Source organism: Campylobacter vicugnae, assembly GCF_002139875.1.
GTDB classification, from domain to species: Bacteria; Campylobacterota; Campylobacteria; order Campylobacterales; family Campylobacteraceae; genus Campylobacter; species Campylobacter vicugnae.
Genome location: NZ_CP018793.1, coordinates 1,088,212 through 1,100,901 on the forward strand (window position 1 = coordinate 1,088,212; position 12,690 = coordinate 1,100,901).

The 12,690-nt window shown below is 31.6% G+C and carries 16 protein-coding genes; 3 read left to right on the top strand and 13 right to left on the bottom strand.

What is annotated here, in order from left to right; all coding sequences use genetic code 11:
• Positions 1–38: 38 nt before the first annotated feature.
• From CVIC12175_RS05630 to CVIC12175_RS05675, 10 genes are all read right to left on the bottom strand, one after another.
• A complete protein-coding gene (locus tag CVIC12175_RS05630; protein ID WP_086256264.1) occupies positions 39–371 on the bottom strand; it encodes a cupin domain-containing protein in 333 nt (110 codons plus the stop codon).
• Between the two features lie 81 nt (positions 372–452).
• On the bottom strand, positions 453–809 hold the full coding sequence (rplS, locus tag CVIC12175_RS05635) for a 50S ribosomal protein L19 (protein WP_086224039.1): 357 nt from the start codon (positions 807–809) through the stop codon (positions 453–455).
• A 9-nt stretch (positions 810–818) separates the two neighbouring features.
• Positions 819–1,502: a tRNA (guanosine(37)-N1)-methyltransferase TrmD gene (gene trmD / locus CVIC12175_RS05640; RefSeq protein ID WP_086302793.1), complete on the bottom strand. Its 684-nt coding sequence runs from the start codon at positions 1,500–1,502 to the stop codon at positions 819–821.
• Between the two features lie 8 nt (positions 1,503–1,510).
• A complete protein-coding gene (gene rimM / locus CVIC12175_RS05645; RefSeq protein WP_086248806.1) occupies positions 1,511–2,041 on the bottom strand; it encodes a ribosome maturation factor RimM in 531 nt (176 codons plus the stop codon).
• Positions 2,031–2,276, bottom strand: a complete 246-nt coding sequence (locus tag CVIC12175_RS05650; RefSeq protein ID WP_086247076.1) for a KH domain-containing protein — start codon at positions 2,274–2,276, stop codon at positions 2,031–2,033. Before CVIC12175_RS05650 ends, rimM begins: the two co-directional genes overlap by 11 nt.
• The gene (gene rpsP / locus CVIC12175_RS05655; RefSeq protein WP_086247075.1) at positions 2,276–2,503 is read right to left on the bottom strand and encodes a 30S ribosomal protein S16; all 228 of its coding nucleotides are present in this window, start codon (positions 2,501–2,503) and stop codon (positions 2,276–2,278) included. The genes CVIC12175_RS05650 and rpsP overlap by 1 nt, the downstream gene beginning before the upstream one ends.
• Positions 2,504–2,572: 69 nt before the next feature.
• Positions 2,573–3,919, bottom strand: a complete 1,347-nt coding sequence (locus tag CVIC12175_RS05660; protein WP_086302795.1) for a signal recognition particle protein — start codon at positions 3,917–3,919, stop codon at positions 2,573–2,575.
• Between the two features lie 67 nt (positions 3,920–3,986).
• Positions 3,987–4,916, bottom strand: a complete 930-nt coding sequence (locus CVIC12175_RS05665) for an SLAC1 anion channel family protein (RefSeq protein WP_236861058.1) — start codon at positions 4,914–4,916, stop codon at positions 3,987–3,989.
• On the bottom strand, positions 4,909–5,586 hold the full coding sequence (locus CVIC12175_RS05670) for a cytochrome b/b6 domain-containing protein (protein ID WP_086302799.1): 678 nt from the start codon (positions 5,584–5,586) through the stop codon (positions 4,909–4,911). Before CVIC12175_RS05670 ends, CVIC12175_RS05665 begins: the two co-directional genes overlap by 8 nt.
• The gene (locus tag CVIC12175_RS05675) at positions 5,586–6,527 is read right to left on the bottom strand and encodes a 4Fe-4S dicluster domain-containing protein (RefSeq protein WP_086256932.1); all 942 of its coding nucleotides are present in this window, start codon (positions 6,525–6,527) and stop codon (positions 5,586–5,588) included. The genes CVIC12175_RS05670 and CVIC12175_RS05675 overlap by 1 nt, the downstream gene beginning before the upstream one ends.
• 73 nt (positions 6,528–6,600) lie before the next feature.
• Between CVIC12175_RS05675 and CVIC12175_RS05680 the strand changes: the two genes are divergently transcribed.
• From CVIC12175_RS05680 to CVIC12175_RS05690, 3 genes are all read left to right on the top strand, one after another.
• Positions 6,601–7,236, top strand: a complete 636-nt coding sequence (locus CVIC12175_RS05680) for a Crp/Fnr family transcriptional regulator (RefSeq protein ID WP_086256931.1) — start codon at positions 6,601–6,603, stop codon at positions 7,234–7,236.
• A gap of 80 nt (positions 7,237–7,316) precedes the next feature.
• Complete coding sequence (locus CVIC12175_RS05685) at positions 7,317–8,666, top strand: NAD(P)/FAD-dependent oxidoreductase (protein ID WP_086256930.1); 1,350 nt, start codon at positions 7,317–7,319, stop codon at positions 8,664–8,666.
• A gap of 20 nt (positions 8,667–8,686) precedes the next feature.
• Positions 8,687–8,860, top strand: a complete 174-nt coding sequence (locus CVIC12175_RS05690; protein WP_086256929.1) for a YgaP family membrane protein — start codon at positions 8,687–8,689, stop codon at positions 8,858–8,860.
• Positions 8,861–8,890: 30 nt separating this feature from the next.
• On the opposite strand, the gene CVIC12175_RS05695 is transcribed toward CVIC12175_RS05690, so the two are convergent.
• From CVIC12175_RS05695 to purH, 3 genes are all read right to left on the bottom strand, one after another.
• Positions 8,891–9,295, bottom strand: coding sequence for an acyl-CoA thioesterase (locus CVIC12175_RS05695; RefSeq protein WP_086247068.1), 405 nt, complete (start codon positions 9,293–9,295; stop codon positions 8,891–8,893).
• A 117-nt stretch (positions 9,296–9,412) separates the two neighbouring features.
• Entirely contained in the window at positions 9,413–10,966 is a 1,554-nt protein-coding gene (locus CVIC12175_RS05700; protein ID WP_086256947.1) for a methyl-accepting chemotaxis protein, read from the bottom strand.
• A 183-nt stretch (positions 10,967–11,149) separates the two neighbouring features.
• Positions 11,150–12,682 (bottom strand): bifunctional phosphoribosylaminoimidazolecarboxamide formyltransferase/IMP cyclohydrolase, encoded by a 1,533-nt coding sequence (gene purH / locus CVIC12175_RS05705; protein ID WP_086256928.1) that lies wholly within the window; start codon positions 12,680–12,682, stop codon positions 11,150–11,152.
• Positions 12,683–12,690: the final 8 nt, after the last annotated feature.

Sequence of the window (12,690 nt, forward strand, 5' to 3'; positions counted from 1 at the left end):
TAGAGAAAAACTCTAAATTAGAATAAAATGCGACAAAATTAACTATTTGCTACTTTAAATACTCTTGTATGGCTATCTGATTTTGATAAACTTAGTCTTATTATAGAATCTTCTAAAGCCTTTAAAGAGTGCGACACAAGAGATGGAAGTGTAATCATATCAAATTCATTCATAACAATAATGTTACCACTCATCTCAAATTCAATCTGCCCACGAAGTACTTGAACAATTATAGCATTTGGCGCTCTATGCTCTTTCATAATAGCGTCTTTAGACATTGTAATACGAATCTCTTTGCTAAATTCGCTCTCACAAAGCATAGCAGTTTTAACGCCATCAAATATATTAAAATTAAAAACAACTTTTTCCATAATAGATTCCAAAAATATTGATAATATAAATAATAAATAGAAGAAAAGCCCCAAAAAAGGGGCAAAGAAAATTGTAATTGATTACTTTTTAAGCTCTTTAATTCTAGCAGCTTTACCGCGTCTATCACGTAGATAGAATAGTTTCGAGCGTCTTACACGACCTCTACGTAAAACTGTAATACTCTCTAAGCTATCGCTATAAATAGGGAAAATTCTCTCTACACCAACACTATTGGCACCAATTTTGCGAATAATGAAAGTCTCACCAGTTCCACTACCACGACGAGCTATACATACACCTTCAAAATTTTGGATTCTGCTTTTGTCGCCTTCTTTGATGTGGATAGCAATTCTCAAAGTATCACCAGCACGAAAGTCAGGCACAGACTTAGTCGCGATTTGAGCATTTTCAAATGCTTCAATATATTTATTTCTCATCTTTTTTCCTTAAAGTTTTGGCGATTTAAGAGTTTGATACAAATCAGGGCGAAAAAACCGAGTTTTGCAAAGCGCCATATGATTTTTTAGAGCGATGATTATACTATGATTACCCTTTAAAAAAGCTGAAGGTACAGGTGAACCATTAAAAATATTTGGCTTTGTAAAGCTTGGAGCCTCCAAAATTCCATTTTCAAAACTCTCAATATCTAAAGAATTTGCATTGCCTAACACTCCAGAAATATTGCGACTAACAGCATCACAAATACTCATAGCAGCAAGCTCACCACCTGTTAAAATAAAATCTCCGATACAAAAAACCTCATTTACCTTACTTTCAACCACTCGCTCATCTATACCTTCATATCTGCCACAAATAAAAGTAATATTGTTAAATTTTGCAAGTCTTTTAGCATCATTTTGATTAAATTTCTTTCCAGCTGGAGTAAGATATATTACATGTGTCTGCCCTATGCTATCAATTGCATCACAAAGAGGCTGTGCATACATCAAAAGACCAGCACCACCGCCAATCATATACTCATCAACTTTATCATGTTTTTGCTTTGTATAATTTCTAGGATTAATACAATTAATCTCTATAATGCCATTTTGGCAAGCTCTACCTAGTATAGAATCAGTAAAATATGGAGTTACTAAATTTGGAAATAGTGTAATAAAATTAAATTTCATAGCCAAATTTAAGAATTAAGCAGTATATTCATGGAATTTTTAACATCTATTCTCTTATTAGATATATCAACTTTTATAATAAAATTATCCTGATAAGGGATATAGAATTGCTTAGATAGATTATTTTTAACTAAATCTTGATCTGTCTCAATACTAAATAAAAATCCAGCACCAACTTCTAAAATATCATTAATTTTACCAAGCAAGGTTCCATCTTCATAAACCATTGAGTCTATAATATCAAAATAAAAATACTCATCTTTTTTAAGCTTACAGCTCTTTTTAGTATCTTCTAAAGTACGATATAATACTTTATTTACAAGGCCTTTTGCCTCTTCTATACTTTCATAACCATCAAAAATTACAAGTGAATTTGAAGGTTCATAGCTTTTAATAGAAAAAAGATTGCCAAATTTATCATAAAATTTAGCACCTTTTTTATACTGCTCTATAAAATCACTACGATTATGAAGCTTTAAAGCCCCCTTTAGCCCTACAGTTTTGCCAAGTATGCAAACCTCTACTAGATCACTCTTCAATAGCTTTTACCGTAATTCTATATGAGGTTGGATCTTTTGCTTTATAGCCTATAACTACTGTTTTGATAGCATTAATCATCTTGCCATCTTTGCCAATTAATTTTCCAGTATCAGCCTTACTAGCATAGATAATTATCTCATCAAAATTCTCGCCAAGATTTATCCGTTCAGTACGAATAATCTCAGGAGAATCGCTTATAAGTTTAGCATACTCTTTTAAAAAATCTTCAACCATTATTTTGTAATTTGAGCGACTCTATCGCTTAATTTAGCGCCAACACTTTTCCAGTATGCTAATCTCTCAGCATCAAATTTAACTACTTCTGGTTCTACCATTGGGTTATAATAACCGATGCTTTCAATCCATCCGCTATCACGTCTTTTTCTACTATCAGTTACTACAATACGATAAAATGGTCTTTTTTTGCGTCCCATTCTTGTTAGTCTTACTACTGTTGCCATTTCTTTCTCCTAAAATATTTTTTATAAGGCTTAGTTATAGCTAAATTTATAGCCATAAATAAACCCTAATTATCTAGGGCGGTTAGCATTTGCTAGCATATTTGCAAAACCTTTCATACTATCTTTATTTGAGAATTTTTTAGCCAGTTTTGCAGCACTATTAAATTGCTTTAAAAATCTATTTACAGTCATCTGATCAAGCCCAGCACCAGCAGCGATTCTACGCTTTCTAGCGTTATTTAATAGATCTGGATTTTCTCTTTCTTTTGGAGTCATTGAGCTTATCATTGCTTTTATATGTTTAATCTGTTCTGAATTGTCTAGATCAATATCTTTTAGCTGATTTGCCATTGAGCTCATACCAGGAATCATTCCTAAGATCCCTTTCATACTTCCAAGCTTTTTAACACTCTCAAGCTGAGCTATAAAATCATTAAAATTAAACTCGCCCTTTTTAATCTTTTTATTTAATTTTTTAGCCTCTTTTTCATCTATGATAGTAGAAGCTTTTTCAGCTAAAGTTGCTAAATCTCCCTCTCCTAAAATTCTACCTACAATTCTATCAGGAATAAAACTTTCAAGATCAGCTACCTTCTCACCTACACCAATAAATCTAAGAGGAATTCCAACTTGATGTGCTATACCTATAGCTACACCGCCTTTTGTATCAGCATCAAATTTACTTAAAATAACCCCAGTAATGCCAAGCGCTTCATTAAAACTAGTAGCAGTGCGAACGCCATCTTGACCACTCATTGCATCAGCGACATAGAATATCTCATCTGGATTTAATGCAAATTTAACCTCTTTTAATTCACTCATTAATGCTTCATCGATTGCTAGACGACCAGCAGTATCTACTAAAAGCACATCATAAAGACCATCTTTTGCTTTTTTTAATGCTTCTTTAGCTACATTTACTGAATTACTCTCACCATCTATACTAAAAAGCTCAATCTCATTTGCACTACAAAGTTGTCTAAGTTGTTCTACTGCTGCTAAACGCTGTAAGTCGGCTGCAGCTACTAAAACACGCTTTTTGCGTGCTTTTAGATAACTTGCTAGCTTTATAGTTGTTGTGGTTTTACCACCACCTTGCAATCCAGCCATTAATACAACTGTTGGAGGATTTGGAGCAAATACAAACCCACTACCTTTATTGCCATCATTTGGAGCGGTTAATATATTGGTTAAATTTGCTTTTATGCTATCTAAAAACTGCTTTTGGCCTATAGCACCCTTTTTCATATCGGCTTCTACAAGTCCTACAAGCTCTTTTGTTACCTTGTGATAGACATCAGCCTTTAAAAGCGACTTTTTAAGTGTTTCTAATGCGTTTTTTAAAGCCTTTTCATCATCAACAAATTTAAGTTTATTTACAGCTGATTTTAATGATTCGCCAATAAGTTCAAACACTATATACCTTTTGAAATTTTGATTAAAAAGTGCTAATTATACCTTAAATTTCTTTAAAATTCTTTAATCATTCCATTACGCATATATTTTTTGCTATAATATTTTTTACAGTATGATAAGATACATATATAACCATCACACAAAGCAAGATAAAAATAGTCATTCCTATGTAGAGAAAAGCTATGTTGTTATTAATATTATAACCCTCTAAAATCGCTATAGAAGCTGCAGCACTAGGAAAAATAAATGCCCACCATGATAAGAAAAATTTAAGTTTTAAAAAATTTTTATACATATAAATCACCATAAAACTAAAAAATATAGTAAGATTAAGCATAATATTAGCAGCAACATCAAATCCTACAAGCTTACAATATCCCAAAAATCCAACAGCTGGAGGAGCTATCATAATAAATAGTGTAGGCATAAATTTTTGTGCTAGCTGCTCATGAAATAATATTCTATAAAACATTATAGAAAATAAAATAATCCAAAAAAATACCCCTATGCTAAAATAATACCATAACCATTCATAGTTTTTATCTGATGATATAACAACTATTAAATTGCCTACTACTGGTATAAACCAAGCTGGATTGGAGTGCTTGATCTCTAAATTCTTATTAATCCAAAATGCAATAACCCTAAAAGTTATATAGGTTTGCAATATTAAACCACTATAAAACAACCACTCATATACAATACTTTTTTGCCATAGATTGGCTAAAATTAAAAAAGATATAGGTATCGCACCAAAGAAATTTAATCTTATTTGGTGATTAAATTCACTTTTTACCTCATCGATATTTATAAATATTTTAATAGCATACAATAATACAACCAATAAAAAAATAGCAGATGTAATAATTTTAAATATATCAAAATATAAACTATTAATTTCAAATACTACACTGACTTTTCTTATAGCCATACTAAATCCGCCAAATCCCATTATAATAGCAAAAAACATAATAGGGAAATTGCTTATTCTACTCATTTTTACTCTTACCATTTTTTAATATTTTATTAGCCTCTTTTATACCCTCTTTCCACAATTGATGACGCTTTAATGTGTATTTTGCATCTACCTTGCCACTAAACATTGAAATAAGCAAAAAGCGATTAATTTTAGGTATAAAGGCTGCTAAATGGGCAATAATTAATATTATGATAAGTATCATACCCAAATTATGCAATTGTGCTGCCCAAAAATATGCCCAATTTGCTATATCAAATCCTAATAAATTCTTATATGTTTTTATTAATCCTGTAAATACTAGTATAAAAAGCGTAAAAGCAATTGCTATATATGCTAAGCGTTGTTCTGGTAGATATTTTTGGTTTGGTGGTTCTTGATCTTTTGTTATCATAGATTTTATAACTAAATAACTATTTTTTATATCTCCCTTTTTAGGTATGATATCAAACTCTTTTTTTAAACTATGATAAACTATATGATAAACTCCAAAAAATATAAGCCCTATAGCAAAGATATAATGCAATACTAAACCTTCAAAATACTCGCCACTCCATTCCCATATATTTGCTACGCCATATCTTTTAGCCACTGGCATTTGAAATATACCAGTTAAAATAAGTCCAAAAGTAGATATAGCAACTCCCCAATGTATAATACGATTTTGCAAACTCTGTCTATATATTTTCATTATTTATCCTTTTTATTCCATTTTATAGCAGATATAGTTGCAGCACCTATTGCAGCTAGTGGAGTAATCATTACAGCCATAGCTAAATTTTCGCTCTTTTGTAATGGACTATCTACTCTAGCCATATGAGGTCTGCCTATTTTATTTGATAAATTTTCATATTTTTTTGTTATTGCTTCATTTATAGATTCAAAATCTACACTACTTAAATATATTGTAGATGTTCCACCATTTTCTTTTAATCCATATATATGCCTGTTTTCTTTATTTACTATACTCATTATCTCATTTTTTGGAGCAAATTTTATAGCTTTTTTTGGGCATTGATTTTGACATGCTGGCTTATCGCCTTTATTTAGCAGATCTTTACACATATCGCATTTATACATTACACCGCCACCTGCTAATTTTGGTGCTATATTTAAATATAATCCAACTCCAGCTTGACGCTGCGGTATCTGCCACGGACAAGCATCTCTACATTTAGCACCGCCAAAGCAAAAATCCTTATCAATATCTACAGCTCCATATTTATCTTTGCTTATAACGCCAAAAGGGCATAATTTTTGGCATGGAGGGTTATCGCAATGCATACAGCGTCTTGGTATATTTATCTTTTTACCATTTATCTCTATCTTTTGAACATATGTCCAATTATATGGGGTTAATCTATCTATAATATCTTTTTTATCACTATAATCTTCATATTTTTTTTGAGGCCAATAATTCATTATAGGCTTTTTAGGATCTGGGAATTTATCTTTATTATGTGCTTTGCAAGCGCTTATACATTTTGGCACTTCAAAACCTTCGCACCCATCGCATAAATCAAGATCTATTATACTCATCATTTGAGAATTCTGCCTTGATATTTCTTGATCGGCTAAAAGTGGTGTAGCACTAGTTATAAGGGTAAATTTTAAAAAATTACGCCTATTCATCTTCTTATATCCTTATATATTTTTAAGGAATTATAGATAAAATAATGCAAATTTTCAGTGATAAAGTTACCAAATGAAAAAAGATATAGAGCAATTTATAGATAAATTTAAAAAATTTAATTTGTCTAAAGAAGATTTAGATACCGTTATTTCAAATGTTAAAATAATGGAATTTAAAAAAGGCGATGATGTAATAATCAATAAAAATAGCTGTCAAGGTTTTATATATGTATTAAAAGGGAATTTAAGAGCATATGCCATATCTGCAACAGGAAAAGAGATAACAGTATTTAATCTTAACTCTGGAGATGAATGCTTACTTTGTGCTAATTGTATAACTGATAATTTGCAACTTGAATTAAATTTACAAGCCAATAAAGATACAAAAATACTCTTATTGCACTCTAGTTACTTTTCAGTATTAAAGGATAAATATCCATCAATAGCATCTTTTGTAGTAGAGCTTTTATCCATAAGATTAGCTAGTGCTATTAAAGTTATGGCACAAGCTCTATTTACGCCAATTACACAAAGGATTATTGATTTTCTTAAACAAAATGTTACAAATAATCAAATTCAAATTACTCACGAAATACTTGCTAGCCATTTAGGTACTGCAAGAGAGGTGGTATCAAGAATTTTAAAAGATATGGAAAAAGAGAATCTAATAAAATTAGAGCGCGGGAAAATAATTATTTTAAATTTATAATCTTTTGTGACTTTATCACTGATAAAAATAGAAAATCTATATATAATCATAATATCTATTTCCCTAATAAAGGATATATTATGAACGAAATTCAAAAATCTCGCAGAGACGCTCTAAAAATATTTACCTTAGGTTCTGCCTTAGCAGCTACTTCTGTTACTATACCTACACAAGCCAAAGCTGCAAGTGATTTATCTCCAAATATAGCTATCATAGGAGCTGGACTTGGCGGTATCACAATGAGTGCTCATCTAATAGATATAATGCCAAAAGCAAATGTTACCTTATATGATGCAAATCAAACAATGCATTATGAGCCTGGATTTACGCTAATTACTGCTGGTGTTTATACTACCAAAGATACAAAATATGATAAAGCAGATCTAATAAATGAAAAAGTAAAATGGGTAAAACAAAATGTACAAAGCGTAGATCCAAATAATAATTCACTTACAACAAATGATGGCAATATCCATAAATATGATTATTTAATAATCTCTACTGGGGTATATTATGATTTTCAAAGTGTAAAAGGTTTAAATGCTGATATTATAGAAGACCCTAACTCTAAAATTACTAGTATATATACTCCAAATGGAGCAACAAAAGCAAATAAATTTATTCAAGAATTGATTAAAAATGGAGGCAATGCTCTATTTGCCGAGCCAAATACACCATCAAAATGCGGTGGAGCAAATAAAAAGGTAAATATGTTATTAAATGATTTAGGTCAAAAAAATAACCAAAAATCTTTAAAAACTATACTATGTATAGGTAGTGCAAATATGCTCTCAAGCCCATTGCACGCTAAGATGATTGAACAAATATATATACAAAGAGATATGGAGTATAAAACACGCCACCTTTTAGTAGAAGTTGATACAATAAATCAAATAGCTAAATTTGACAAACTAATGCCTTATACTCAAGACTCAATACAAAAAACAGCAAAAGAGAGAGTAGAAATACCATATGATTATCTATTTGTAGTGCCTAGAATGAAAAGTGCTGATTTTATAACTCAAGCTAGTTTAAACACAAGCAAAGGCGATGTAGCTGGCAATTGGGTTGATGTTGATCAATATACATTGCAACACAAAAAATATCCAAATATATTTGCACTAGGAGATTGCGCTGGAGTACCAAAAGGCAAAACAGGAGCAAGTATACGCAAACAATATCCAGTTGTAGGAGCAAATATATTATCTCACTTAAAAAATGAACCTTTAGAGGCTAAATTCGATGGCTATACAGCTTGCCCGCTACTTACTAGATATGGTAAGGCTGTTATGGTTGAGTTTAATTATAAAGGAGCCGCACCGACATTAGAATGTATGGGTTCTACAAGAGAAAGTTGGCTAAACTGGGCTGTTAAGGTATATTTAATGAAGCCTATGGTTATGCAAGCTATGATACATGCTAAAGCTTAAAAATAAAAAAAGGATATAATATGAGTAACTTAGATAAAACTATAAGACTAATAATAGCAGCTGTAATATTTTTTGTATTTGGATTTGTATGCCAATGCTGGTGGTGGTTAATCGGACTTGTTCCTTTGCTTACTGCAGTATATGGATATTGCCCATTATACTCACTAATAGGCAAAAAAAGTTGTAAAAAATAGCTATTATGCCTCAAACGAGGCATAATACTCTTAAAATCCATGTAATCTTTTTAAATCTTTATCTATTAATTTTTTATTACCTTTTTCATCTACGCTAACATAAGTTACTTCAGCAGTTGTAACTGGAACACACTCACAAAATCCTTGCGAATTTAATCTTTGCACGACTACTTTTACCACTGTTGTTATTGAAGTTTGACCTACTTGAGTTATTTTTGCATAGCAACTAACAATATCACCGATAAATACCGGCTCTTTGAAAATTACCTCTTTCATCGAGATTGTTACAACTCTTATAGGTGCTAACTCTCTAGCAGCTATAGCACCAGCAAGGTCAATTTGAGAAAGAATCCATCCACCAAATATATTGCCAGCTGGATTTGTATCGCTTGGCATAGCGACGATTTTTATCCTTGGTTCGCCCATATTTTTCATTATTAAATCCTTAATATTTTTTAAATTTAAATTTTAACTTTGAATTATTAATTATAATTAAATTTAAATTAAAAAAAGGATATAGTTCTAGCCACCTAGCTGGTGGCTATATTTGGATTAGGTTTTGAATTTATTTAAATCATCTTCTAGTGTAGTTGATACATCTTTTAAACTAGTTGATACTTCTAAGAATTGATGAGCTATCTTTGCATTGTTATCAAAAGCCTCTACTGAATTTTCAGATTGATTTAGCAACGCCTTTATCTTATCATTAATTGCTATAGCCATTGCTGAGACCTCTTGAGCTATTTGCATAGACTCATTTGTAGTTATTTGAGTTACTCTTGCTCTGTCCATTAATTCATTAGCACTTGTGCTAATAAGTGCGATATTTTTAGCATTTTGATTTAATGCAACACCTAGTTCTCTAGTTGATTCTATCATATTTTGAGCATTTGAGTTTATGCCACTTAATGATTGATTTGTCTTTTCAGCTAGTACCCTTACCTCTTCAGCTACTACTGCAAAGCCTCTTCCCATCTCTCCAGCGCGAGCTGCTTCTATAGCTGCATTTAGCGCAAGTAAATTTGTCTGATCAGCTATATCGCCTATAATATCTAAGACCTTTTTCATATCTTCAGTTTGGCTTACTACGCTTATGGTTTTATGAGCTATTTCTTGTTCTTTAGCATTAGCCTCATTTAGACGAGTTACTACCTCATTTAAAGATTGAATCATCTCTTCGAGCTCATCATATGATTGTTTATTTGCCCCAGCGGCTTTAGTTGATTTATCTGTTGACATCTCTAACTCATCAGATATACTCTTGCTTACTGCATATGAATCTCTAGCTTGAGTCTTGCCAGCTTCTGTGCTATCTAATAGCATTGATGCGTTATTGTTTAAGGTTAAGGTTTGACTCTCTACGCTTTTAGCGCTATTTTGTGCTTTTTTGACAATATCTTGAATTTTTTCTATAAAAGCATTTATATGCGTGCAAGATTGGCCAATCTCATCATTACTCTTTACTGAAATTCTAGCACTTAAATCTCCATCACCACTACTTAAATCCTTAGCACGGTTTAAAAGTTCTGTAATTGGAGCGATAACAACCTTGCGAAGAACTACTAAAACAATTACAACTGTTAAAATAAGCGAAATGGCAAATATCAATAAAAACATAACGCTTTTATCTCTTAAATCTTTATCCATAGCATTTAATGAGTATGATAAATCCATCACGCCTAAAACATCATTTTCTTTAGATAAAGCATGACAAGCTAAACATTCGCTCTTAGCAATAATTGGAGTAACTAATCTTAATTGATGGTCATCTTCGGTTTTGATAGTCTCTGTATAATTTTTTGGATTTATAAATTGCTCTTTGATAATATTATCCTTGGGCACCACCTTATCTAATCCAAACCCTTCAGATACAACATCAGAACGATAAATATTTAAAGATGCTACGCCTTTGATTAAACTTGCATCATGAACTGATTTTTCTATAATTTGTGGGTCGCCTGTATTCATAGCTGTTTGAACAGTTTGAAATATAGAGGTGCTTAGCATATTTAGATTATCTTTTGTGAGTTGAGTAGATGAGCTATTAAACTGTGCAATTATGATAAATTGCATAGCAACAAAGCTAACAAACAGAACAACAATCATACTTAAGACAATTTTTTTACCTATGGTATTTATCACGGTTCATCCTTTTTTATTTTTTCAAACTTTGAGTATATAATTTTTATGCTAATAAAAAGATTAATAAGATAAATTTAATCATAAAATGTAATAAGATTTTTTCAAATTTAAAAAGCAAATTTAGGCTTATAAAAAAGCCTAAATTTATTAGTGTAAAAAGTGGCGAATGGCTGTAAAATACATACTCATACCAGCCTTATTTGCAGCTGCTACGACATCTTCATCTCTAATTGACCCACCTGGCTGAATCACACTAGCTACACCCACACTAGCTGCTATCTCTATGCTATCAGCAAATGGGAAAAAGGCTTCACTAGCCAAAGCACAACCCTTTAAATCTATCCCCATATCATTTGCCTTAGCCACTGCAGCCCTAGCAGCATCAACCCTACTAGTCATTCCCATACCAATTGCTAAAAGAACACTATCTTTTACATAAACAACGCAGTTTGATTTAGTAAGTGCAGCTATCTTCCATGCAATTTTTAAATCAGTTATTTCGCTTGGGCTTGCTGCTTTTGTAGTAACTTGCTTAGCGTTATCTACTTCGCTATCACTTAGGCTATCTTTTTCTTGAAATACAAACCCACCATCAATATGTTTAAAGTCCCATTTATAACCAGAAGTAACTAAGAATTTATTATTTTGTGTAAAGATTTTAGTACGCTTTTTATCACTATAAAACTCTAAAACACCCTCTTCTACATTTGCAGCTATTATAACTTCTATAAATATCTCTTTTGTTTTAAGAGCTAGCTCTTTTGTAAGAGTACCATTTATTGCTACTACTCCGCCAAATGCACTAACAGGATCGCATTTAAGAGCCTTTATATAGCTATCAAGCTCATTTTCTCCAATAGCAAAACCGCATGGATTAGCATGTTTGCAAATAGCAACTGCTGGAGCATCGCCAAATGCCGAAGCGATAGCTACAGCTGAGTTTATATCTGTCATATTATTAAAACTTGCTTCGCCTTTTAACTGAGTAAAATTTAAACTTAAAAAGCTATCAAACTCATATGCAGCGCCTTTTTGATGAGGATTTTCGCCATATCTTGTATCAAATACTTTTGATCCAGTTATAAATCTTTTAGCACCAAATCCGCCATTAAATCTCTCATTCATATAGTTAGCTATCATAGAATCATATGCTGCGGTATGTTCATACGCTTTAATCATCAAATCGCGTCTAAACTCATAGCTAGCATTTTTATTTTTAAGTGCTTCAAGCACTTTTTCATAATCATTTATATCAGTAACTATTAAAACATCTTTAAAATTTTTGGCTGCACTTCTTACCATAGTAGGGCCACCAATATCGATATTTTCAATAATCTCTTCAAAATCATCTGTACGGATTGTAGTCTCTTTAAATGGATATAAATTTACACATACCAAATCAATACCTTTGATATCGTGCTTACTAGCTTGTTCTACATGATTAGCATTATCTCTTTTGTGTAAGATTCCTCCATGGATTTTTGGGTGAAGTGTCTTAATTCTACCTTCAAACATCTCAGGACTAGCAGTAAATTCGCTAACTTCTATAGCCTTAATACCATTATCTTTTAAGATTTTATATGTACCTCCAGTACTTAAAATCTCAAAACCCAAAGCCTCAAGCTCTAAAGCAAACTCAACCACACCACTTTTATCACTAACACTAATTAATGCTCTCATCTACGCTC

What these genes read in the sequence shown, in the direction of transcription:
- CVIC12175_RS05630 (WP_086256264.1), bottom strand. Translation starts at nt 371, where the DNA reads ATGGAAAAAGTTGTTTTTAATTTTAATATATTTGATGGCGTTAAAACT.
- rplS (WP_086224039.1), bottom strand. Translation starts at nt 809, where the DNA reads ATGAGAAATAAATATATTGAAGCATTTGAAAATGCTCAAATCGCGACT.
- trmD (WP_086302793.1), bottom strand. Translation starts at nt 1,502, where the DNA reads ATGAAATTTAATTTTATTACACTATTTCCAAATTTAGTAACTCCATAT.
- CVIC12175_RS05650 (WP_086247076.1), bottom strand. Translation starts at nt 2,276, where the DNA reads ATGGTTGAAGATTTTTTAAAAGAGTATGCTAAACTTATAAGCGATTCT.
- rpsP (WP_086247075.1), bottom strand. Translation starts at nt 2,503, where the DNA reads ATGGCAACAGTAGTAAGACTAACAAGAATGGGACGCAAAAAAAGACCA.
- CVIC12175_RS05665 (WP_236861058.1), bottom strand. Translation starts at nt 4,916, where the DNA reads ATGAGTAGAATAAGCAATTTCCCTATTATGTTTTTTGCTATTATAATG.
- CVIC12175_RS05670 (WP_086302799.1), bottom strand. Translation starts at nt 5,586, where the DNA reads ATGAAAATATATAGACAGAGTTTGCAAAATCGTATTATACATTGGGGA.
- CVIC12175_RS05675 (WP_086256932.1), bottom strand. Translation starts at nt 6,527, where the DNA reads ATGAATAGGCGTAATTTTTTAAAATTTACCCTTATAACTAGTGCTACA.
- CVIC12175_RS05680 (WP_086256931.1), top strand. Translation starts at nt 6,601, where the DNA reads ATGAAAAAAGATATAGAGCAATTTATAGATAAATTTAAAAAATTTAAT.
- CVIC12175_RS05685 (WP_086256930.1), top strand. Translation starts at nt 7,317, where the DNA reads ATGAACGAAATTCAAAAATCTCGCAGAGACGCTCTAAAAATATTTACC.
- CVIC12175_RS05690 (WP_086256929.1), top strand. Translation starts at nt 8,687, where the DNA reads ATGAGTAACTTAGATAAAACTATAAGACTAATAATAGCAGCTGTAATA.
- CVIC12175_RS05695 (WP_086247068.1), bottom strand. Translation starts at nt 9,295, where the DNA reads ATGAAAAATATGGGCGAACCAAGGATAAAAATCGTCGCTATGCCAAGC.
- CVIC12175_RS05700 (WP_086256947.1), bottom strand. Translation starts at nt 10,966, where the DNA reads ATGATTGTTGTTCTGTTTGTTAGCTTTGTTGCTATGCAATTTATCATA.
- purH (WP_086256928.1), bottom strand. Translation starts at nt 12,682, where the DNA reads ATGAGAGCATTAATTAGTGTTAGTGATAAAAGTGGTGTGGTTGAGTTT.